Source organism: Archaeoglobus neptunius, from assembly GCF_016757965.1.
Classification (GTDB): domain Archaea; phylum Halobacteriota; class Archaeoglobi; order Archaeoglobales; family Archaeoglobaceae; genus Archaeoglobus; species Archaeoglobus neptunius.
Genome location: NZ_JAEKIW010000012.1, coordinates 46657 through 67069, shown reverse-complemented (window position 1 = coordinate 67069; position 20413 = coordinate 46657). Strand labels below are relative to the sequence as shown.

Genomic DNA, 20413 nt, shown 5'->3' with positions numbered 1-20413 from the left:
AAACAAGGCAAATGAAAAATTTATATAGTCCTACTTTTCCACCAATCTTGGTGATGAACCATGGTGGGCGAAATCAGAGAGATCAGCCAGACTTTTGAGAGGATAAGTGCCCACTCTCACATTCGTGGTTTAGGACTGGATGAGAATTTAAAAGCTAAAGAAGTTGCAGACGGACTCGTCGGCCAGAAGAAGGCAAGAGAAGCTGCCGGAGTAATAGTCAGGCTTATAAAATCAGGAAAGATGGCCGGTAGAGGGATACTGATAGCAGGGCCACCCGGAACTGGAAAAACGGCTATTGCAGTTGCGATAAGCAAGGAGCTTGGAAGGGACATTCCGTTTGTTCAGGTTTCGGCAAGTGAGTTTTACAGCGCAGAGATAAAGAAGACAGAGGCTCTAATCCAGGCAATGAGAAAAGCAATAGGTGTGAGAATAAGGGAGACAAGGACTGTTCTCGAGGGGGAGGTTGTGGGTCTGGATTACAACATGGTGCCCAATCCATACAACCCGACACAGAAAATCCCCGAATCTGCCACTCTTACCCTTGCAACAAGGGACGAGAAAAGAACATTCAGCGTTGGGGGGAGGCTGGCCCTGCAGTTTCTATCTCAGGGGATTGAGGTTGGAGACGTGATCGTAATCGACAAGGAGACGGGAAGAATCGGAAAAATCGGAAAAAGCTCCAAGGCAGAGAAGAAATATGATCTGGGAGATGAGGAAATTGTAGAGGTTCCATCCGGAAGGGTTGAGAAGGAGAAGGAGTTTGAATACGTTGTAACCCTCCACGACCTCGATGAGGCCAATGCAAGAAGAACGAGTATTTTCAGCCTGTTCAGCCCGCCCAGCAGAGAGGTGGACAACGAGGTCAGACAGGCTGTTGACGAGCAGGTTAAGAAGCTGGTTGAGGAGGGGAGGGCCGAGCTCGTGCCAGGAGTGCTTTTCATCGACGAGACGCATCTCATGGACATAGAGCTTTTCGCCTTCATGAACAGGGCGATGGAGTCTGAGATGGCGCCAATCATAATCCTCGCTTCAAACAGAGGCTTTTCGAGAATCAGGGGCACGGACCTAACAGCTCCGCACGGCATTCCTCTGGATTTGCTCGACAGACTGCTAATAATCACCACCGAACCCTACAGCAGGGATGAAATCAGAACAATTGTTGAGATCAGAGCGGCTGAGTCCGGCATGATGCTCAGCAGTGATGCTCTGGACAGGCTGACTGAGATAGGAGAGAAAACCAGTCTTCGCTATGCTGTACAGCTCCTCGCTCCCGCTTATGAGTATGCCAAGATGAGAAACTCCGGCAAGGTAGAAATAGAGGATGTCGAAAGAGCTGCAAGCATATTTGCCGACGTGAGCCAGAGTTCAGCATATCTGAAGAAGTGGGAGGAGAAAATGCTCGGAATGTGATCGCCTTCTACTTTCCAGCTATCTTTAAAAACTCCGGTGGAACAAAATCGGCCGTATAAATCTTCCCTTTTTTTCTAACTTTAATTCCTGCTTTTCTCATCTCGCCAGCGTTGATTTCGATTAAAACAGGGTTTTTTGAGTGTCTTCTCCCCACCTCAAAAGCTTCCTCCGGTGTGGCACACATGTGAACCTCTCTTCTCTTCAGAGGTAACAGTCCCTTTGCCATGATCGAGTCGATGTTTGCGGGAGATGTTGCATGATACAGCAAATCGGGTATTTCGTCACTCTCACTCCAGTCTGTTTTGATCGGAATGCTGTGACCGTACCTCGCCCTAATTTTCCCATTTTTGATTTCAAATCTACTTTTCCTGTCAAATTTTACAATGAGCTCAAGTTGTTTTCTCCCAATGTTGAATCTCTCCTTTAAGACCTCCAGAACGTTGTCTACAGTCGCCCATCCCTCTTCATCGATTGAAATACCAAAATCTCTACCAAAATGCCTTAAAATTCCGCTCAAGAACTTGCTAACCCTTATTCTGTCTTTTGCGGATAGTATCACCTTTCCTCTGCCGCATCCACACTTTCCCTCAAACTCTCCACAATTTCTGCAAACTCCCAGATCCACACTGACCTTATGACTGAAAGATTTTAATCCCTGCTGCCTGCTTGTGCCATGCGTCGAGAACTGATCGGTGGGCTTGCGATAATTTCTGCAGCGATTATGATGAGCACACTCTCGGTTTTTGTCAGAAACCTGGAGGGAGATGCGCTGGTCGTTACATTCCTCAGGTTTTTCTTCGGATTCATCATCATCGCATTTATAAGTCTTCTGAACAGAGATTTTCCGAAATTCAGCAGGATCTCACTTTTACTTGCTATTTTCAACCTTCTCACAATAATCTGCTATATATCGGCAATTCAGAGCTTGGAGGTTGCCACCGCTGCAATGCTTCTGTACATGGCACCGGTGTATGTGATCCCCATAGCGGCTTTGATGGGCGAAAGGATTGAGAGAAAAACCTTGCTCGCTCTACCACTGGGATTGGGAGGACTGTATCTTATGCTCACCCCTTACGGTGAACTAACCCCGGGCATCTTATTTGGAATTTTTTCGGGACTGTCCTATGCTCTTGTTTTTATAACATCAAAGGAGGCTAGAAAGCACTACTCTCCGCTGCAGATCAATTTTGTAAATCTTGGATTCGGATCTGCTCTGCTCTTACCCTACTTTCTGCTTTACGGCTCAATTTCCAGCCTTTACTGGGCCGCTGGACTCGGCACGATACCAACTGCCATACCATTCCTGCTTTTCATGTACGGCATGAAGTATGTCAAGGTGCAGAGAGCGCCAATTCTGGCATTGATTGAACCGGTTTCTGCTGCGATAATTGGATACATGTATTTTGGAGAGATGCTCTCGCCTGAGCAGATTTTAGGGGGGACGATGATACTTGCCAGTGTGGGAATGGTATGGAGAGAGTGACAGAAAAACTTAAAAATTCCTCAGATTATCAAGTTCGATGGTAAAAATCGATGAAGTTGATATCAAAATTTTGAGGGAATTGCAAGATGATGCAAGAAAAAGTCTGAAGGAAATTGCCGAAAAAGTCGGTGTCGCCGAGGGGACTGTGTACAACAGAATAAACAAAATGAGGAAGGCAGGAATAATCAAAAAATTTATTCCTATCGTTGACTACTCCGCCCTCGGTTACGATCTGATTGCAATAATTGGAATTACAGCCGAGGGGGGGTACCTGCTGGAAATTGAAAAGGAGATTGCCAGAGAACACAACGTTACGGCTGTTTACGATGTTACAGGAGAATATGACATCCTCGTGGTTGCGAAGTTCAGGGACAGGGACAGCCTGAATTCGTTTGTGAAAAAAGTTGCGGGTATGGAGAGGGTTCTGAAGACGTACACAATGCTCGTGCTGAACGTGGTCAAGGAGACTCATCTGATTGAACTTTAGGTCGTGTACTCGGAATTCAATTTTACGTAGTCGTAACTCAGATCACAGCCTATTGCAAAACCCTTTCCACGTCCTTTTTCGAGCTTCATCTCTATAACGAAGCTGTTACTGGTTTTCAGGAGATTTCTGGCCTCTTCTTCATTACCAGTGGGTCTTCCATCATCTACTAAAAGAACTTCCCTATCGCCGCTTTTTAAAGATAGAGTTATCCTCTCGTCCACATCAGCAGAACTGTAACCTGCCGCAGCAATTATCCTGCCCCAGTTCGGATCACATCCGAATATAGCAGTTTTAACAAGCAGAGAGCTGGCAATGGCCCTTGCGATTGCGTTTGCCTCATCATCGCTTGCAGCACCGCTAACCACCACATCAAACGTCTTTGTTGCCCCCTCCCCGTCCATTGCAATCTGCTTGGCAAGACTGTAGCAAACCTTCCACAGCTCCCCTTCAAAAACATCTCTATCCACTTTCTCTTTTCCTGTGGAGACAATAAGTACCGTGTCATTGGTTGAGGTATCTCCATCAACCGTAAGTCTGTTAAAGGATCTGTCTACAGCTTTTTTCAGCATTTCATAAAGTTCCCCACTATCAAAGCTGGCAGAGGTGAATATGAAGCAGAGCATGGTTGCCATGTTAGGTGCTATCATTCCCGCACCCTTGGCAACTGCAGAAATCAATCCCACGTCTGAATGAGCTTTTTTAACAAACCTGTCTGTGGTTACTATTGACCTTGCAAAGTTTTCAGCATGTTTCCCTGATTTGCCAATCCGAGCATAAATTTCGGGAGCCTTCGATCTTATCCACTCCATATCCAGTGGCCTTCCGATCACACCTGTAGATGCCACCGCCACATCCGCATCGCTGCAACCGAATAAGCTGGCAGCAATTCTGCACATCTCCCTGGCATCCCTCAAACCCTGCTCTCCCGTATACGCATTTGCATTTCCGCTGTTGACTATTATTCCCTCAATATGCCCATCATCTATATTCTCCCTGCAAACCAGGACTGGGGCAGCTTTAAGTCTGTTTCGGGTAAAAACTCCAGCCACATTACCCCTGCACCTTACGATTCCCAACCCCAATTTCCCCTCCTTTACGCCATTGCAGAAAACTCCGTCAATATCAGTTATTTCCATGGTTCTATTAAGAAGTGCGTAAATTAATTTTTTTCAGAAAAATTTTAAAGTCAGGGGTGAAGGGTGATTGATGATTGACGGTCTTCCAACGCTGGACGATATTCCTTTTTACGGCAAAACAGTCCTCCTGAGGGTTGACATCAACTCACCGATAGTGGACTCCACAATTCTCGACACGGCAAGGTTCGAGAGTCATCTGCCAACAATTGAAGACCTGTCATCGACAAAACTGATACTCCTCGCACACCAGAGCAGGCCCGGAAAAAAGGACTTCACCACACTCGAAACCCACGCACTGACGCTTTCAAGGCTACTAGGAAGAAAGGTCGAATACGTTGACGAGATTTTTAGCAGAAATACAGTCCAGAGAATAAAGGATATGGAAGACGGCGAGATCCTTTTGCTCGAAAACGTTAGATTTTACTCGGAAGAGCAGCTTAACAGAACTCCTGAAGAACATGCAGAGTCACATCTTGTCAGAAAATTGAAGAGCGTGGTTGACCTGTTTGTAAATGATGCGTTTTCAGCCTCACACAGGAACCATGCTTCACTGGTGGGTTTTGTGCCAGTTCTACCATCAGTGGTTGGAAGACTCGTCGAAAGAGAGATCTTAGCACTGAGCAAACCTCTAAAAGGCGAAGGGAAAAAACTATTCGTTCTCGGAGGTACAAAAATAAAGGATTCCGTAAAGGTCATGAAGAATGTCCTGAAGAACAGTATAGCGGATAAAGTTGTCTTAACGGGGGTAGTTGCAAACTATTTTCTCATGCTGAAGGGAGAAGAAATTGGAGAGGTAAACAGGAAGATTATCGAGGACAACAAAGAGGGAGTGAGGGACGAGGACATGAAGATTCTTCTCGAGAAGTACTCCGACAGGATACTTCTTCCAGTGGATTTTGGCGTGGAGAAAGATGGGGTCAGGGCCGATATACCTCTGGAGAAATTCGATGGCCGATACAAAATCATGGATATAGGACTTGAGAGCGTTACCCTGTTCTCAAGCATTATCCCGGAGTACGATTACGTGGTTCTCAATGGTCCTGCGGGTGTGTTTGAAGACGACAGATTCTCCCTCGGAACGTACGAAATTCTTAAGGCTGCAACAAAAGCCAGCTACTCGGTGGTTGGTGGAGGACATATCGCATCTGCTGCTAGACTTTTTGGTCTCAGCGATAGATTCAGCCATGTTTCCACGGCAGGAGGAGCATGTATAAGGTTCCTCAGTGGTGAAAAGCTCGTTGCACTGGAAGCCATCAAGGAGTACTGGCAGAAGAAATGGGGAGGAGAAATCATTTTTTAAACAAGGGTTTTTGTTATATGGATGATTAGTCTGAGCAAGCTTGTAGCGGGAGAGGCCACAGTTTCAAAACATATAACATACGAGGGTGATTCAAACTTCATTCCAGAAAGGCTGAAGGCGTTCACACGATCATACACACCCATAGTCGTCTGGAATGTAACAAACAGGTGTAACCTGAGATGCCTGCACTGTTACGCATCTGCCGGTACAGACAGGGTGGAGCTCTCAACTGAGCAGTGTTTTGAGATTATCGATGACCTTGCAAAATTCAAGGTTCCTCTGATCCTGTTCAGTGGTGGAGAGCCATTACTGAGAGAGGACATCTTTGATATCGCAGAGTATGCGAAAAAGAGGGGGATTAAAGCCGTTCTTTCAACAAACGGAACAATGATTGACAGAGATATTGCCGGGAACCTTGAAATCTTTGAATACGTCGGAGTGAGTCTTGACGGTCTCAAGGAGACGAACGACCGGTTCAGAGGGGTGGAGAGAGCTTTTGAAATGGCCTTTAAAGGCCTTTTAGCCGCAAGTGAAGTTGTGCTTTCGGGTGTCAGGTTCACAGTAACGAGGCACAATTACAGCGAGGTCATTCCTCTGATAAATCTTTCAAGAGAGAACGAAATTCCCAGATTCTGTCTCTACCATCTCGTTCCTTCAGGTAGAGCCGATTTCGGGGATGACATCAGCAATGAAGAGAGAAGAAAGCTCATCGAACTGCTGATCAGAGAGGCTGAAAAGGAGGGAATGGAAATAATGACCGTTGACAATCCCGCCGATGGAATATACACCTACCTGAAGCTTTTGGAAATCGATCCGGAGAAGGCAGAAATGGCCAGAGATTTTCTCAGGTACAGGGGTGGGGACAGCAGCGGAATAAGACTCGCCTGCATAGATCACAGGGGAGACGTTCATCCCAATCAGTTCTGGTGGGATTACACACTGGGAAACGTTCTCGTAAGCAACTTTGAAAAGATCTGGATGGGGGGTGATGGGTTACTCGAAAAATTGAGAAACAAGGTCAGATACCTCAGAGGAAAATGCGGGAGATGCAGATTCAAGGATGTTTGCGGGGGTTTCAGATTAAGGGCATACAGATACGGCGATCTCTGGGGAGATGACCCGAGCTGCTATCTTTATGAATCTGAGATACAGTAATCTACCGCCTCCTCCGGAGTTTCAAATACTTTCATTCCATCTATAACGACCGGTGGATAGAGAGATGCGACCTTTTTACCTTCCTTCAGAGCTATTGCAATCTCCGAGATCGTCCCATAACCTCCACCCACGGAAATTAACGCATCGGAGCTGTGCACGATAATAACGTTTCTCGCATGCCCCATATCCGTGGCAATCCTGATGTCTGAAAATTCGTTGCAGTAATCCATTTTGCCCGGGAGTACCGCCACGACCGTTCCGTTCCTGCTCTTCGCACCTCTGGCACTCGCCTCCATAACCCCTCCAAGTCCCCCATTTATCAGCACATGCCCTCTTTCAGCTATGAGCTGCCCAACCCGAAATGCAGTTCTGTAAATTTTCTCATCACACCTACCCGCACCGATCACTCCTATCTGCAGCATCTCGACTCATCTCCAACCTCTCAGCCTCAAATACTCTCCAATCATTTTATCAAGATTTTCCTTACCGATAGCCTCAACAAAAGTCTTTGGTAGATAGTAATCGGTAACTCCCTCCCTAATATTGAACTCCCTCGCCAGATCGTTGATTCTCTCCCCAACCTCCTTGAATTCGTCAACATCTTTCTTTTCACCTGTAACAATTCCATAAAGCTTGGAGAGTTCCTCCCAGTAAACTGGGCCTATAACTGGCAGGCAGAGAAAACGACAATAAACCATTGAATCGATTACAGCATAGAAATCCTCGTAGTCCTTTACCATTTCAGCCTGACCCTGAATGCTGAGCCTGTTCAGATGGCCCGTCAGATTTGGGCGATATGCGCAGCTCCTCATATGGCATGCTCCTCTCGGAGATGTGGCATAGCCGATGGCCATGCCGTACAAGCCTCTCGGGTCGTACCCAGCCGGTTCCAGGCCTTTTATATGTATGGCCTCCACCTCACTCCCAAGAACTTCACCGGCCCTTTTTACACCTTCTGCAAGAATGTTTCCCTCATCCCTCCTGAAGGCTATTTTCTCAACCAGCCTGATAACTTCTGAAGAATTTCCGAACTCAGCCCTGCCGTTTGCCATCCAGAAGGCGATTACATTTCCTGCTGAGATCGTGTCCATCCCATACCTGTCGCAAAGCTCAGCGGCTCTGATCAGGTCTTCAACATTTTCATTTTCACAGAGAGCTCCCAGGGCGAACAGAGTTTCATACTCTATCTCTGTCTCGCAATTCCCGACCCTTGCAAGTTTTCCACACGCAACAGAACAGCCATAACAAGCGGTGCTTTTAACGAAATATTTCTTTATCTCCTCACCGCTCATGCGCTCGGCTCCATCAAATCTTCCCTTCTGCCAGTATCTTGTCGGGAGAACTCCAAGTTCGTTGACGAGGCTCATCATCCCGGATGTCCCGTATACTGTCAGACTCCTGTGAGTCTTCTTAACCTTCCCGTTTAGCCATTTCCTGAATTCTCTCAGCTCCTCCGGATTTGCCACATCAATTTTTCTCCTGTTTCCTCTGAAGACCACTGCTTTAAGATTTTTGGAACCCATCACGGCTCCTCCTCCACCCCTACCAAACTGCCTACCCCTTCGATGGTTTATGCACGCAAACCTGACCAGATTCTCCCCTGCCTGTCCGATGGACAGAATCTCCCCACCATGCTTTTCCCGAAGATAATCCTCAACTTTATAGGAATCCTTTCCCCACAGTTTTTCTGCAGAGATAATCTTCACTTCACCATTCTCCACCAGAATGTAGACCGGTCTCTCTGCCTTTCCCTTTATCATCAAAAAATCCACACCAGTTTTTTTCATTTCATAGGCGATGTACCCACCACACTGAGATTCACCGTAACCACCGGTCATCGGGGATTTGAAATGACAGGTAGCTCTCGAAGCTCCACTGAGATTTATGCCGTTTAGCGGACCTGTTGCAAAGATAAGCAGGTTATCGGGAGACAGCGGGTCGATACCTTTCTTGATTTCATCCAGCATTAGATTGACAGCCACACCCTTTCCGCCGAAAAATTCAGAATCCAGAATTCTCTCATATACCTCGTTCGCTGTAAGATCGACCTCAATGGCTCGCATAATATTTATTCCCTGCAATTTTAAAAGCTTTTTTCACAGAATGCAAACATGTTCGCATTTTCCGTTATATAGGATGAAAAACAATGATAAATTATGAAGCTGGAGATCCGGTTTCACGGGAGAGGGGGGCAGGGGGCGGTAACGGCAAGCAAATTACTGGCCGGGGTCGCCCATCTCACTGGTTTAAAAAGCCAGTCAATGCCATTTTTCGGTGCCGAGAGGAGAGGAGCACCGGTTGTTGCGTTCACAAGAATCTCAAATGAAAATATTTACGAAACAAGTCAGGTTTACCACCCAAACATTGTTGTGGTTCTCGACCCTCTGATTATGAGGTCGATTGATGTGTTTTCTGGAGTTAAAGAGGGAGGAGTTATCGTGATAAACACAACCAGAAAACCGGATGAATTCGAATTCGAACAAAAGTTCCTCCATATCATCACAACAGATGCGACGGGAATAGCAATCGAACACAACCTGCTGCTTGCGGGAACACCGGTGGTCAGCACGACGGTTCTCGGGGCGGTTATGAGAGCCTTTGAAGCACTCAAGGTAAACATCGGATTTAAGGTCCTTGAAAAAACCATCAGAAAGAAATTTGGAATTGAAAACGTTCTGGCTGCCAGAAAAGCTTACGAAAATGCCATTCATGCTGTCGTAAAGGGCAGAAAGAAGTATAGTCCGGTAAAAATGGAGAAGATAAAGGTGGAACTGCCAATCTCCATGCCTTCGCCCGGTGTTGCTGGTAGAACAGGCTTCTGGAGAGACTTTAGGCCAGAAATTGAATACGAAAAGTGCAACATGTGCCTGAACTGCTGGTTCCACTGTCCTGAAGGTGCAATGATGGTTAACGAAAAAGTCGAGATCGAATACGAGTTCTGCAAGGGCTGTCTTATCTGTTCTGCCGTATGCCCGAGACGTGCAATCAAAAGTAACCGGGAGGTGCTTGCAGATGCCGGAGGTTAAAATGCTAACGGGAAACGAGAGCGCAGCTTTCTCTGCAATGAACTCCAGAGTGAGAGTTATAGCAGCCTATCCCATCACCCCATCGACTCCAGTCGTTGAGACGCTTTCGAAGCTGATCGAAAACGGAGAAATGAGGGCCAAATTGATCAGGGTTGAGTCGGAACATTCAGCGATGGCAGCGTGCATTGGAGCAAGTGCAGCAGGATCAAGAACGTTTACCGCAACATCCAGCCATGGACTTGCCTACATGCATGAAATGCTTCACTGGGCTGCAAACGCAAGGACACCCGTTGTGATGAGTGTGGCAAACAGAGCAATAGGTCCGGGTTGGAATATCTGGGCAGACCTTAGCGATTCTCTGAGCCAGAGGGATACCGGATGGATCCAGTTCTACTGCAGCAGCATTCAGGAGATCTACGATACCATCGCAATGGCCTACCGGGTTGCAGAAAACAGAAAGGTTATGCTTCCAGCAATGGTCTGTTACGACGGTTTTGTTCTGTCCCACACCACAATGCCGGTTGAACTCACCGGCTTTGACGGCTTTCTCGATGAGTACGATCCTAACTGGAAGCTTGATGCTGATAATCCCTTTACCCACGGAAATATCCTGCTTCCGATCTACTTTGCGGAATTCAGGCACAGCATACAGAAGGCACATGACAGGGCTTTGAAGGTGATGAGGGAGGTAGAGGAAGAGTTCTTGGAGCTTTCAGGAAGGAGAGTACCCCTAACCATTGAGGAGTACAAAACCGAGGATGCAGATATTATTGTTGTTGCGATGGGAGCGGTTGCCTCCGAAGCCAGAGTTGCAGTTGACAGTCTCAGAAACAAAAATGTAAGGGTTGGCCTCCTGAGGTTGAAATCATTCAGGCCATTTCCCGAAAAAGATATCAGGAGGGTTCTCGATGGTAAGCGGGTAGTTGTCTTTGACAGGGCGATAAGTCCGGGTTCTGGAGGGCAGCTCTACACAGAGATCAGGGCTGCTCTCGCATTTTCTGATGCCAAAATCGTACCGAGGATTGTTGGAATCGGAGGTGTGGACGTAACGAAGAGGACAATCGAAAAAGCGATTTTTGAGAGAAAAATCTGGATTAAGGAGGTGATAATGTGAAAATCTCGGAAATTGAAAGGGAGGAGTTTCTTCTTCCTGGAAATGCTGCCTGTCACGGCTGTCCATCATCGATGGCCCTGAGGACAGTTCTTAAGGCCCTCGGTGGTAAGGCGATTCTGGTGGTACCAGCGTGCTGCACGTCAGTTTACATGGGGCCGTATCCAAATTCTGCCATAAGGATTCCTGTATTCAACACAGCTTTTGCCGCTGCCGCAGCAACTGCATCCGGAATCAGGGCCTCACTGGAAATGCAGGGTGATGATACAGTGGTGGTTGTGTGGGCGGGAGATGGAGGAACGTACGACATCGGCCTTCAGGCTCTGAGTGGTGCTGCTGAGAGGAATGAGGACATAATCTACATCTGCTACAACAATGAGATCTATTCGAATACGGGCATCCAGAGGAGTTCCGCTACACCATATGGTGCATGGACGACAACCACCTGGAAGGGGAAAAAGGAACACAGAAAGGATGTTGCAGAGATACTGCTAACCCACAACGTTCCTTACGTCTCAACTGCCTCGATCGGGTACCTCGGAGACCTCTACGAGAAGGTCAGAAAGGCTAGAGAAATCAGAGGATTCAGATACATAGAAATTCACGCTCCGTGCCCCCCGGGTTGGCGTTTTCCGATGAACAGGACTGTCCACATCGCAAGACTGGCAGTTGAGACGGGGATGTGGATTCTTTTCGAGTACTCTGAAGGAAGATTCAGTTTTACAGGTGCAAGCGACCTGATAGCAAAAGGAAAGAAAAAGATGAAAGATGTTCAGGAATATCTTTCCTCGCAGGGCAGGTTCTCCGGACTCACCGAATCGGAAATCAGGGAAATTAAAAAGTACATAAATGACAGATGGAACAGACTTGTCGGGATAAGGGATCATGAACTTCCAAGCTTCATTCGTCTCTCCGCTCAGAATGCGCTTGGTTAAAGTTATATTTTATCAGATTTAATTCTCTAAAATGGAGGGGTTGAAGGAGGTAGTTCTTAAACTCTGGCATCCCGGATGCTGGTCAATAGAGATAACCAGGAACCATCCAGGGGTCTATCTCATTGTTACCGGAGTATTCAAGATTTCGGATGAGATAAGGGCAAACTTTAAACTTGTGGCAGAGAACTATGACGCATTATCGAGTTTTATCAAAGACATGTACAGTTACGGAGATCTGGCAAAGGAGTTGACTGTAATAAGCCGAAAAAAGCTTATCGTATACATTCATGGCAGATTTACCCCGAAATCCACCTTTTATGAGAACATTTTTGGTCTCGACATCATGCCCACAAGGATAGTCATCCACAACGGACACGAATACTGGACCGTTCTAGTCTACGAAGAAAAACTTGGAGAGGCTCTCAAAAAGTTGGAGGGGGTCGAAAACATAGATCTCGAAGTTCTTAGCATTGCCAATTTGGGAGATGCGAAGGAAGAGTTTGACGACATCATCGATCAGCTTTTATCTGAGCTATCCATGAAGCAGAAAAAGGTACTGTTTGAAGCTTACAGATCAGGATACTTCGAGTGGCCCAGAAAAGTAAATCTTAAAGAACTCTCCGAAAAATTCGGAATAGCAAAATCAACATGCCTCCACCATATCCGATCAGCAGAGCAGAAGATCTTGAAAAAGTTCCTTGAGGAGCTCTGGGAGAGGGAAAGGTATCTGGAAGACTGAAACATCATTAATCAATACGAAAGAATTATTTAGCCTCCCTGAGCAAAAAGAACATTAAAAATCAGAAGGCTGCAAAGATTTAAATTCAGTGATGTAACGGTGAGAACTACGTTGGGGTGTTGCGGATATGAGCAAAATCAGAAGGTTGCAGAAAAGGAAATCAAATCCAAACCTTGTCACTCTAATTGATGTTCTGCTCAGTGAATCGGCCAAAAATGACGCCGCAATCTGGAAAGACGTAGCAGGGAGACTGGCAAAGCCCAGAAGATTGCAGGCAGAGGTTAACGTGTCGAAGATTGAAAGGTATGCGAGGGAAAATGAGTATGTAATTGTTCCCGGAAAGGTGCTGGGAAGCGGCAGGATCACAAAACCCGTGAAAGTTGCTGCCCTGAGCTTTTCGGAAACAGCAAAGAGGAAGATTATCGAAGCAGGGGGAAGATGCATGGGCATAGAAGAGCTTCTAAGAGAGAATCCGAAAGGCAGTGGAGTGAAATTGATGGTGTGAGGTGGACAGTATGGCGGTAAACGTTAGCAGAGTGATAAAAACGTTGGGCGAAGATTTTACGATCATCGACGCTTCGGGACACATTTTGGGAAGGCTTTCAAGCAGGATTGCAAAGAGACTGTTGAAGGGTGAGAGAATCGTTGTGGTAAATGCAGAAAAGGTGGTCATTACAGGAGACAAGCATATGGTGTTCGAGAGGTACAAAGAGAAGTACGACAGGGGAAGCAAGGAAAAAGGCCCCTACTTTCCGAGGCATCCAGAAAAAATATTCAAGAGAACAGTAAGAGGAATGCTTCCCTGGAAGACGTCGAGGGGCAGAGATGCATATAGAAGACTTCGTGTATTTATGGGTGTCCCTGAGGAGCTTAAAGGTATGAACTTTGAAACAATCGATGATGCCATGCTTGAGAAAGTTTCAAAAACAGATAAGTATGTCACCCTTGCAGAGGTAAGCAGATATCTCGGATTCAGAGGTGTCTGAAAATGAAGATTGTTGTAACGAGTGGTAAAAGAAAGACCGCAACTGCCAGAGCGGTTATAAGGCCCGGGATCGGCAGAGTGAGGATAAACAAGGTTCCCGTTGAGATCCATCAGCCAGAAATGGCAAGAATGAAGATACTCGAACCACTCATCATTGCGAAAGAACTGGCCAGCAGGGTTGACATTGACGTCACCACCTGGGGAGGCGGGTTCATGGCCCAGGCTGAAGCTGCGAGAACTGCAATTGCAAGAGCCCTAACAGAGTTTAGCGGAGATGAGGAACTCAGGAAAGCGTATCTCGAGTACGACAGAAGTCTTCTCGTCAACGACGTCAGAAGAAAACTTCCAAAGATCCAGGGTGGCAGGGGAGCTAGAGCGAGAAGACAGACATCGTACAGGTGAGTGCAAAAATGGACGTGCCCAGAGGAGAGAGTGCCAGTGATTTTCCAATAAGATGCTTTTCGTGCGGAGCCATCATCGGGCACCTTTACGAGGAGTACAGGAAAAAGCTTGCCGAAGGCAAAAGTGCCAGGGAGGCGCTGGATGAACTTGGAATCGAAAGGTACTGCTGCAGGAGAATGTTCATAACCCACAAGTCTGTGATTAAGGAGTTGTCCCGCTTTCATGGGGCCGTGGGGTAGCCTGGTGATCCTGCGGCGTTCGGGACGCCGTGACCCGAGTTCAAATCTCGGCGGCCCCATACCCGCTTTGAGGGGTGGTAACTATTAAGGTAAAGTTTCCGTTCAAGTACACGAGATTTGAGAAAGCAAGAATTATAGGAGCACGAGCACTGCAGATAGCCATGGGAGCTCCTGTTTTAATCGAAACAGACAAAACCGAACCTCTCGATATTGCCCTTGAAGAGTTCAGCAGAGGCGTCATTCCCATAACCGTAAAAAGAAGGAGAAACGAGTTTGTGTGGCTCGAAAGATATGATCTTTTCTGAGGTGATAGCTTGATAATAGAGGATGTTCATTACAGGATTGTTTTCGACAGCAGAGGGAATGAAACCATTGAGTGTGAAATTATCGCAGGAGATGTGGTTGCAAAAGCAATGGCTCCAAGCGGAGCATCCACGGGAAGTGAGGAAGCCGTTGTTGTGAGTCCAAGTAAATTTGAGGAAATTGAGGAAGATGTGGCAAAAGGTCTGATTGGCCTGAGTGTTTTTGACCAGAATAGTGTTGACGAAGCCTTAAAGGAGATTGACGGTACCGAGAACTTTTCAAAAATTGGCGGTAACTTTGCAATCGCAGCAAGTCTCGCAACAGCCAAAGCCGCAGCAGAGCTTCTCGGTTTGCCCCTGTACGCCTATATAGGTGGTGCTTTTGCGAATGAGCTGCCCTACCCCCTTGGAAACGTGATTGGGGGTGGTAGGCATGCTGAGGGTTCGACAAGTATTCAGGAGTTTCTCGTAATTCCGGTAGGAGCCAAGAGCTTCTTTGAAGCACAAAGAACCAACGCTGCTGTGCACAAGGAGTTAAAAAAGGAGTTCAAGAGGAGAGGAATCTTTGCAGCCAAGGGAGATGAAGGTGCCTGGGCGGCACAGATCAGCGATGAGATGGCCTTTGAAATCCTCAACGAGGCTGTACAGAATGCCAGAGACCAGACCGGAGTGGAGATAAGAATTGGTATTGATGTGGCAGCAACCGAGCTGTGGGATGGAGAGAGATACGTTTATCCAGATAGAAAGCTCACTGCGGAGGAGCAGATAGCGTACATTGCAGAACTCGCCGACAGGTACAATCTGCTTTACATCGAGGATCCGCTTCATGAAAACGATTTTGAGGGTTTCGCAGAGTTGACGAATCAGGTAAAATGTATGGTCTGCGGGGACGACATTTTTGTAACCAGTCCAAAGAGGATCGCAAAAGGTCTTGAAATTGGCGCTGCCAACACCGTACTGATAAAGCCAAATCAGAATGGTACCATATCAGGGACTGCAATGGCCGTGAAGATGTCGAAGGATGGCGGTTGCAGCATAGTTGTGAGTCACAGAAGCGGAGAAACTGAGGATGAAAGTCTGGCGCACCTTGCCGTTGCTTTCAACGCAAAGTTAATAAAGACGGGTGTGGTTGGTGGAGAAAGAATCTCAAAACTTAATGAGCTCATCAGAATCGAAGAACTGATGGATAAGCCGAGAATGGTGAGAATATGATGGAAAAGGAGAAGGAATACGAATATCTTGTACCACCGGATGATTATCTCGCAGCAGGAGTGCACATTGGAACGCAGATAAAAACCGGCGACATGAAGAAGTTCATCTTCAAGGTAAGGCAGGACGGGCTTTACGTTCTGGATATCAGAAAGCTGGATGAGAGGATCCGGGTTGCAGCAAAATTCCTTTCCAGATATGATCCATCAAAGATTTTGCTTGTTGCAGCAAGGCAGTACGCTCAGAAACCGGTTCAGATGTTCTCGAAGGTTGTGGGCAGCGATTACATTGTCGGCAGGTTCATACCCGGAACCCTCACAAACCCCATGCTCAAGGATTACAGAGAGCCGGACGTTGTTTTCGTTAACGATCCGGCAATAGACAAGCAGGCTGTGAACGAGGCAACGGTCGTGGGCATCCCGGTCGTTGCACTGTGTGATTCAAACAACTCTTCTGCAGACATCGATCTCGTCATACCCACAAACAACAAAGGAAGGAGAGCGCTGGCAATAGTTTACTGGCTTCTCGCAAGAGAGATAGCGAAGATCAGGGGACAGGATTTCACCTATACAATAGAGGACTTCGAAGCTGAACTTTAATCTTTGTAACCATAATAATCATTAATTTTTCGAAACTTTTATAATATTAGGAGTTGCTCACGATTTATGAAAGTAGTTCTTATAGCAACCTTATGCCTTGGTTTAGCTTTAGTGATGTCCAGCAGTGCAGCATTTGAGCATCTCGGAAACGTGTACACTGCCAAAACGGACGATGGAGTTACGATTAAGCTTCTGAGATACCATCCACCTGGAGAGAACGTAAACGATGGGGCGCAACCTGTAGTTCTTTTTCCCGGACTGCTGTGTAACATGAACGAATACCTCACCAACACACCACCCGAACTCAGGGAGCTGTATGACGTCAGGCTACCATCCGACCTTGCTGAGTGGGCTGTTGGAGACGATAGAATACGGCAAGACCCGATGCTCTACCACAGTCTCGCATATTACCTCTGGAAGCAGGGATATGACGTGTGGCTCGTAAACTACAGGGGTACGGGCGATAGGGAGATGAAGAGTCAGGTTGGATCGGCAAAAACGAGTCTTGACACCTGGGCGTTGTACGATGCAAGAGCAGCCATAAGGAAAGTGTATGATGTCACCGGAAAACATCCAATCATTGGTGGACACAGCACGGGAGGGCTTGTGAGCTACGTGTATCTACAGGGAACGAGGTTCAAGTGGACCTACCACTGCCTCTTTGGCGAACCCTGGTGCAGAAAGGTTGTGTCAGACGACATCCTTGTCAGGGAAAGAAACGGAGAAATCGATGGATCGGAAACGGTCATTGGTGTCATAGCTCTCGATCCTGCAATGATACCACCTCTGCCAAGAGTTACAGATGCAGACCTCGCATGGCTGCTGCTCGACGCACCACTCTACATAGACCTTAGGGGAGTTGTTGAGGATATTGCGAAGAATAACAAGCTATGGCACAAAACCATGCTGACGGTGGACAGAGTTTTCAAGCTAATCTTCGAGATGAACGAGAAATGCGGAGAGTATAGCGAGATCATCAGAGACCTCACCTTTACAAACCCGAACGATCTCAATCCAGCCTTGGAGGACTTCATGGCAAGATACATCGTTGACAGCCTTTACACCCCAACTGTCGCCCAGTACAATGACTTCGGAACCCACAAAACTGTTAGAGAGTACTTTGAAAATGGGGGGAGGTGGTGGCTTGTTGAAGCACCAACTCCAAAACCGGGCAGGGATGGATATTACTACTACATCTACAACATGAAAAAGGTAAAGGTGCCCTTCATAACCCTGCTTTCGGAGTACGATGGTCTAGTCGAGGCAGATGAGGTAATCAGAAACCTCATGGAGGCCAAGACGCTGCACAAATACGACGAATACTACATAATAGAGGGAACAGGTCATGTGGACCTGCCCTTCGGGCTGAAAGTACCATCCGAGGTGTTTCCGAAGATTGGGGCGTGGCTCGAGAAAGTTAGGGCTTACGGAATAACACCCCACTGATCTTTAAAACTTTTTTAATTGCGGATCATACCATCGGGAATCGTCAGGGTGGAGAGGTAACTCCACGTCGAGGTCTGCACTGATAGCAAAAGGGTAAAAAGAAGGTGTCGTTGAATTCGATGAAGAGGCTGGAGCAGAGCTGAAATTGAATGTACCCGAAAATTCTGTCCAACTTTAACTGTTCTGATCCGGCTTGAATCGCAGGATTGCTGCAATTCCACCAAATGCTCTGTAAAGCATTTCTCCCTCTTCACTCTCAGTTGAAAGGAACTCAACCTTCGAACCCATGCTCTCAGCAAGCTCTGAAAGCTCAAGAACTATATCTTTTCTTTCAGCCTCCTCCATCTGGACGCTGTCTTCATCGCAGAAGGGTGGTTTTTCCTGCCCCTCCCTAACAGTTACAATTACCTCCTTCCCACATTTGGGGCATCTGTACGTAACTCTCTCGTATCGCAGACCCTCAGAGAGAAGCAGGGTTTCAACAGCCCCAAGTTCGATGTACCTCCTGACTTCTTCCTCACCATACGCCGCTAGTCCATCCCTTGCAACCTCCTTGAGAAATCTCTGCATGAGGTTTTTCTCCCTGATCATATCAACTTCCTGGAGCAGGTCCTTAGCTTTCTCCACAAGTTCATAAAGACCGCTTTCATCTGTGTAACCCACATCAAACAGGCCTAGAACCTTTTTCTGGAGTTCATGGTGGAGATACTCACCCTCGTAAAACTCTTCTTTTGTTGGAGATGGTCCCCCAATTATAATTCCAACCAGCCTGTCATTGTAGGGCAGAAGGGCCTCACTTGCCATCTCCCCGACCTTCTTGTAAAACTCGTGGATGGCGATTTCCCTGAGCCTTTCAAATCTGACGCTACTCTGGCCTCCCTGCCTGTGCTTTCCCGGTACCATCGATGTGTCCCAGTCAAGAACCTCAATTCGCTTTCCTTTGAGCAGTCCAACCGTTGCTTCTCTTCTATCAATTACAATGAGCCCGTACAGCTTCTTATCCACGAGCATTTCCTTGAGGGGATCAAGGTAAAATTTTGAGTCGCAGTGATATTTGTAGAGTGGTACAGGTTCAGGAGGCTCTATTATCTCCGTTATGTGTTTTTCCTTGCCGTTAATATTTACAACACCACTGATAATTACCATACCGTTTTCAGGGGGTTTTCTGAAGTGCTTTAGTCTGTTTAAAATTGCTTCTATACCGGCTATTACGTTCGTTCTTGTCTGTTTTGACTTTATGTTTGAAGCCTGACTCAGTTCACTTCTAAGCTGGTTGGAAATATCGGCTATATTTTTATCTGGAGGAATATACAGTGTAATGAGCTCGGTTCCTCTACCCTTATACCTGTCAAGTTCCTCAATCTTCCTCTTGAATTCATACATCATTTTCTGAGACATTCATACCCCCTCCTGCCTTTTCCTGTACTGCCAGGCCCTTATTGCCCTCAGCAGATCGATTTTTCTAAACTCAGGCCAGTAAACATCGCAGAAGTATGCCACGCTGTTTGCAGTCTGCCAGGGCAGGAAGTTCGATAACCTCTGCTCACCTCCAGTTCTGATTACGAGGTCAACCTGAGAATACTTTCCATCGCCATATAAATGTTCCTCAAAGACTTTCCTGTCTATACTTTCAGGCCGCAGTTTTCCGGCCTTTACCTTGTGCAGAATTTTTCTAACAGCATCAAGAATTTCCTGTCTTCCACCGTAAGCAATAGCAATGTTTAAAAAGTGTCTACCATGTCTTTTCGTTGCGTTCTCAACCTCTTCAATCGTTTTCAGCAGATTGTCGGGGAGAAGTTCTCTCCTGCCCACAACTCTTACCTTCATTTCTCTTTCATAAGTCCTTCTATCGTTAAGGATTCTCCTCAACTCCTTTTCCAACAGGACAAATATATTCTGCTTTTCCCTTTCACTTCTTCTAAAATTTTCAGTCGAGAAGGCGTAAAGAGTCAGCATCCTCACCCCGAGCTCCCAGCACCATTCGAGAACCTCTTCAGCTTTTTTGGAGCCGAAAAAATGTCCCTGATGCGGCTCCAACCCCATTTTTCTTGCAAATCTCCTGTTTCCATCCATTATTATGGCTATATGCTCGGGAATCGAGCCATTCTTTACCTTCCTCAGCAATCTGCTCTCATAAATTCTGTAAACAAGTCTATCAATCATACTCCTCAACTATTCTCCTCACGAGTTCAGCATACTCCGGTTTGAGATAGTATCTATTCTTCTCACCAAGTTCTGTTTTTAAAATCCCCAGTCTGGCAGAGATCAAACCAACCATCGCTGAGATTCCCCTTGAACTTATTGAGTAACCTCGCTCACTCAGAATCTGGTGGATTTCGGCAGTTGTGAACTTCTTTCCGTCGAGGAGTACTCTGAGCAATTCTTTTCTCAACCCATTTTTGTCCCTTTCCAGATACTTTCTGACCCTTGACTCAACCTCTCCGTTCAT

At 46.7% G+C, this 20413-nt stretch carries 24 protein-coding genes and 1 tRNA gene; 18 read left to right on the top strand and 7 right to left on the bottom strand.

The genetic code is table 11. The annotated features are described in order from the left end of the window. The first annotated feature begins 60 nt into the window (after positions 1-60). A complete protein-coding gene (locus JFQ59_RS10200) occupies positions 61-1410 on the top strand; it encodes a RuvB-like helicase (protein ID WP_202320328.1) in 1350 nt (449 codons plus the stop codon). A gap of 7 nt (positions 1411-1417) precedes the next feature. Here the strand turns inward: JFQ59_RS10200 and JFQ59_RS10195 are convergent, their stop codons facing one another. Next, on the bottom strand, positions 1418-2035 hold the full coding sequence (locus tag JFQ59_RS10195; protein WP_202320327.1) for an RNA 2'-phosphotransferase: 618 nt from the start codon (positions 2033-2035) through the stop codon (positions 1418-1420). Between the two features lie 48 nt (positions 2036-2083). Here JFQ59_RS10195 and JFQ59_RS10190 point away from each other — a divergent pair, with 48 nt between their 5' ends. Further along, entirely contained in the window at positions 2084-2893 is an 810-nt protein-coding gene (locus JFQ59_RS10190) for an EamA family transporter (protein ID WP_230972457.1), read from the top strand. Between the two features lie 37 nt (positions 2894-2930). Continuing rightward, positions 2931-3380 (top strand): Lrp/AsnC family transcriptional regulator, encoded by a 450-nt coding sequence (locus tag JFQ59_RS10185; RefSeq protein WP_202320326.1) that lies wholly within the window; start codon positions 2931-2933, stop codon positions 3378-3380. Here the strand turns inward: JFQ59_RS10185 and argJ are convergent. Next, positions 3377-4516 carry a bifunctional ornithine acetyltransferase/N-acetylglutamate synthase gene (gene argJ / locus JFQ59_RS10180; protein ID WP_202320325.1) on the bottom strand — a complete coding sequence of 380 codons (1140 nt, stop codon included), beginning with the start codon at positions 4514-4516 and terminating at the stop codon, positions 3377-3379. The two genes, JFQ59_RS10185 and argJ, sit on opposite strands and share 4 nt — an antisense overlap. 70 nt (positions 4517-4586) lie before the next feature. On the opposite strand from argJ, the gene JFQ59_RS10175 reads away from it, so the two are divergent. Both JFQ59_RS10175 and JFQ59_RS10170 read left to right on the top strand, forming a co-directional pair. Further along, positions 4587-5816 carry a phosphoglycerate kinase gene (locus tag JFQ59_RS10175; protein WP_202320324.1) on the top strand — a complete coding sequence of 410 codons (1230 nt, stop codon included), beginning with the start codon at positions 4587-4589 and terminating at the stop codon, positions 5814-5816. 21 nt (positions 5817-5837) lie between these two features. Continuing rightward, positions 5838-6971, top strand: coding sequence for a radical SAM protein (locus JFQ59_RS10170; protein ID WP_202320323.1), 1134 nt, complete (start codon positions 5838-5840; stop codon positions 6969-6971). On the opposite strand, the gene JFQ59_RS10165 is transcribed toward JFQ59_RS10170, so the two are convergent. Together JFQ59_RS10165 and JFQ59_RS10160 are read right to left on the bottom strand one after the other, a co-directional pair. Beyond that, a complete protein-coding gene (locus JFQ59_RS10165; RefSeq protein WP_202320322.1) occupies positions 6950-7393 on the bottom strand; it encodes a TIGR00725 family protein in 444 nt (147 codons plus the stop codon). The two genes, JFQ59_RS10170 and JFQ59_RS10165, sit on opposite strands and share 22 nt — an antisense overlap. Positions 7394-7399: 6 nt before the next feature. Further along, entirely contained in the window at positions 7400-9034 is a 1635-nt protein-coding gene (locus JFQ59_RS10160; protein WP_202320321.1) for an aldehyde ferredoxin oxidoreductase family protein, read from the bottom strand. 93 nt (positions 9035-9127) lie between these two features. Here JFQ59_RS10160 and JFQ59_RS10155 point away from each other — a divergent pair, with 93 nt between their 5' ends. The 13 genes from JFQ59_RS10155 to JFQ59_RS10095 all read left to right on the top strand — a co-directional run bounded on the left by JFQ59_RS10155 (position 9128) and on the right by JFQ59_RS10095 (position 17964). Further along, positions 9128-9997 (top strand): 2-oxoacid:acceptor oxidoreductase family protein, encoded by an 870-nt coding sequence (locus tag JFQ59_RS10155; RefSeq protein ID WP_202320320.1) that lies wholly within the window; start codon positions 9128-9130, stop codon positions 9995-9997. Beyond that, on the top strand, positions 9984-11111 hold the full coding sequence (locus tag JFQ59_RS10150) for a transketolase C-terminal domain-containing protein (RefSeq protein WP_202320319.1): 1128 nt from the start codon (positions 9984-9986) through the stop codon (positions 11109-11111). Before JFQ59_RS10155 ends, JFQ59_RS10150 begins: the two co-directional genes overlap by 14 nt. Then, the gene (locus tag JFQ59_RS10145) at positions 11108-12043 is read left to right on the top strand and encodes a 3-methyl-2-oxobutanoate dehydrogenase subunit beta (protein WP_202320318.1); all 936 of its coding nucleotides are present in this window, start codon (positions 11108-11110) and stop codon (positions 12041-12043) included. The genes JFQ59_RS10150 and JFQ59_RS10145 overlap by 4 nt, the downstream gene beginning before the upstream one ends. Positions 12044-12074: 31 nt before the next feature. Beyond that, positions 12075-12782: a helix-turn-helix domain-containing protein gene (locus JFQ59_RS10140; RefSeq protein WP_202320317.1), complete on the top strand. Its 708-nt coding sequence runs from the start codon at positions 12075-12077 to the stop codon at positions 12780-12782. A 127-nt stretch (positions 12783-12909) separates the two neighbouring features. After that, positions 12910-13287 carry a 50S ribosomal protein L18e gene (locus JFQ59_RS10135; RefSeq protein WP_202320316.1) on the top strand — a complete coding sequence of 126 codons (378 nt, stop codon included), beginning with the start codon at positions 12910-12912 and terminating at the stop codon, positions 13285-13287. 10 nt (positions 13288-13297) lie between these two features. Beyond that, on the top strand, positions 13298-13768 hold the full coding sequence (rplM, locus tag JFQ59_RS10130; RefSeq protein ID WP_202320315.1) for a 50S ribosomal protein L13: 471 nt from the start codon (positions 13298-13300) through the stop codon (positions 13766-13768). Between the two features lie 2 nt (positions 13769-13770). After that, positions 13771-14169 carry a 30S ribosomal protein S9 gene (locus JFQ59_RS10125; RefSeq protein ID WP_202320314.1) on the top strand — a complete coding sequence of 133 codons (399 nt, stop codon included), beginning with the start codon at positions 13771-13773 and terminating at the stop codon, positions 14167-14169. 8 nt (positions 14170-14177) lie between these two features. Beyond that, positions 14178-14408, top strand: a complete 231-nt coding sequence (locus JFQ59_RS10120; protein ID WP_202320313.1) for a DNA-directed RNA polymerase subunit N — start codon at positions 14178-14180, stop codon at positions 14406-14408. Continuing rightward, positions 14394-14467, top strand: a tRNA-Pro gene (locus JFQ59_RS10115). Before JFQ59_RS10120 ends, JFQ59_RS10115 begins: the two co-directional genes overlap by 15 nt. Before the next feature lie 24 nt (positions 14468-14491). Further along, entirely contained in the window at positions 14492-14713 is a 222-nt protein-coding gene (locus JFQ59_RS12480) for a DNA-directed RNA polymerase subunit K (RefSeq protein WP_202320344.1), read from the top strand. 9 nt (positions 14714-14722) lie between these two features. Then, on the top strand, positions 14723-15922 hold the full coding sequence (gene eno, locus JFQ59_RS10105) for a phosphopyruvate hydratase (RefSeq protein WP_202320312.1): 1200 nt from the start codon (positions 14723-14725) through the stop codon (positions 15920-15922). Further along, positions 15919-16518: a 30S ribosomal protein S2 gene (gene rpsB, locus JFQ59_RS10100; RefSeq protein ID WP_202320311.1), complete on the top strand. Its 600-nt coding sequence runs from the start codon at positions 15919-15921 to the stop codon at positions 16516-16518. The genes eno and rpsB overlap by 4 nt, the downstream gene beginning before the upstream one ends. Before the next feature lie 66 nt (positions 16519-16584). Then, positions 16585-17964, top strand: a complete 1380-nt coding sequence (locus JFQ59_RS10095) for an alpha/beta fold hydrolase (RefSeq protein ID WP_202320310.1) — start codon at positions 16585-16587, stop codon at positions 17962-17964. Positions 17965-18138: 174 nt separating this feature from the next. Here the strand turns inward: JFQ59_RS10095 and prf1 are convergent, their stop codons facing one another. The 3 genes from prf1 to JFQ59_RS10080 are packed head-to-tail and all read right to left on the bottom strand — an operon-like array spanning position 18139 to position 20413. After that, entirely contained in the window at positions 18139-19362 is a 1224-nt protein-coding gene (prf1, locus tag JFQ59_RS10090; protein ID WP_202320309.1) for a peptide chain release factor aRF-1, read from the bottom strand. Beyond that, positions 19363-20127 carry a polyprenyl diphosphate synthase gene (gene uppS, locus JFQ59_RS10085; RefSeq protein WP_202320343.1) on the bottom strand — a complete coding sequence of 255 codons (765 nt, stop codon included), beginning with the start codon at positions 20125-20127 and terminating at the stop codon, positions 19363-19365. It abuts the gene before it with no gap. Next, a complete protein-coding gene (locus JFQ59_RS10080; protein ID WP_202320308.1) occupies positions 20120-20413 on the bottom strand; it encodes a DUF2551 domain-containing protein in 294 nt (97 codons plus the stop codon). The genes uppS and JFQ59_RS10080 overlap by 8 nt, the downstream gene beginning before the upstream one ends.

What these genes read in the sequence shown, in the direction of transcription:
- JFQ59_RS10200 (WP_202320328.1), top strand. Translation starts at nt 61, where the DNA reads ATGGTGGGCGAAATCAGAGAGATCAGCCAGACTTTTGAGAGGATAAGT.
- JFQ59_RS10190 (WP_230972457.1), top strand. Translation starts at nt 2,084, where the DNA reads ATGCGTCGAGAACTGATCGGTGGGCTTGCGATAATTTCTGCAGCGATT.
- JFQ59_RS10185 (WP_202320326.1), top strand. Translation starts at nt 2,931, where the DNA reads ATGGTAAAAATCGATGAAGTTGATATCAAAATTTTGAGGGAATTGCAA.
- argJ (WP_202320325.1), bottom strand. Translation starts at nt 4,516, where the DNA reads ATGGAAATAACTGATATTGACGGAGTTTTCTGCAATGGCGTAAAGGAG.
- JFQ59_RS10175 (WP_202320324.1), top strand. Translation starts at nt 4,587, where the DNA reads ATGATTGACGGTCTTCCAACGCTGGACGATATTCCTTTTTACGGCAAA.
- JFQ59_RS10170 (WP_202320323.1), top strand. Translation starts at nt 5,838, where the DNA reads ATGATTAGTCTGAGCAAGCTTGTAGCGGGAGAGGCCACAGTTTCAAAA.
- JFQ59_RS10165 (WP_202320322.1), bottom strand. Translation starts at nt 7,393, where the DNA reads ATGCTGCAGATAGGAGTGATCGGTGCGGGTAGGTGTGATGAGAAAATT.
- JFQ59_RS10160 (WP_202320321.1), bottom strand. Translation starts at nt 9,034, where the DNA reads ATGCGAGCCATTGAGGTCGATCTTACAGCGAACGAGGTATATGAGAGA.
- JFQ59_RS10155 (WP_202320320.1), top strand. Translation starts at nt 9,128, where the DNA reads ATGAAGCTGGAGATCCGGTTTCACGGGAGAGGGGGGCAGGGGGCGGTA.
- JFQ59_RS10150 (WP_202320319.1), top strand. Translation starts at nt 9,984, where the DNA reads ATGCCGGAGGTTAAAATGCTAACGGGAAACGAGAGCGCAGCTTTCTCT.
- JFQ59_RS10140 (WP_202320317.1), top strand. Translation starts at nt 12,075, where the DNA reads ATGGAGGGGTTGAAGGAGGTAGTTCTTAAACTCTGGCATCCCGGATGC.
- JFQ59_RS10135 (WP_202320316.1), top strand. Translation starts at nt 12,910, where the DNA reads ATGAGCAAAATCAGAAGGTTGCAGAAAAGGAAATCAAATCCAAACCTT.
- rplM (WP_202320315.1), top strand. Translation starts at nt 13,298, where the DNA reads ATGGCGGTAAACGTTAGCAGAGTGATAAAAACGTTGGGCGAAGATTTT.
- JFQ59_RS10125 (WP_202320314.1), top strand. Translation starts at nt 13,771, where the DNA reads ATGAAGATTGTTGTAACGAGTGGTAAAAGAAAGACCGCAACTGCCAGA.
- JFQ59_RS10120 (WP_202320313.1), top strand. Translation starts at nt 14,178, where the DNA reads ATGGACGTGCCCAGAGGAGAGAGTGCCAGTGATTTTCCAATAAGATGC.
- rpsB (WP_202320311.1), top strand. Translation starts at nt 15,919, where the DNA reads ATGATGGAAAAGGAGAAGGAATACGAATATCTTGTACCACCGGATGAT.
- JFQ59_RS10095 (WP_202320310.1), top strand. Translation starts at nt 16,585, where the DNA reads ATGAAAGTAGTTCTTATAGCAACCTTATGCCTTGGTTTAGCTTTAGTG.
- prf1 (WP_202320309.1), bottom strand. Translation starts at nt 19,362, where the DNA reads ATGTCTCAGAAAATGATGTATGAATTCAAGAGGAAGATTGAGGAACTT.
- uppS (WP_202320343.1), bottom strand. Translation starts at nt 20,127, where the DNA reads ATGATTGATAGACTTGTTTACAGAATTTATGAGAGCAGATTGCTGAGG.
- JFQ59_RS10080 (WP_202320308.1), bottom strand. Translation starts at nt 20,413, where the DNA reads ATGAACGGAGAGGTTGAGTCAAGGGTCAGAAAGTATCTGGAAAGGGAC.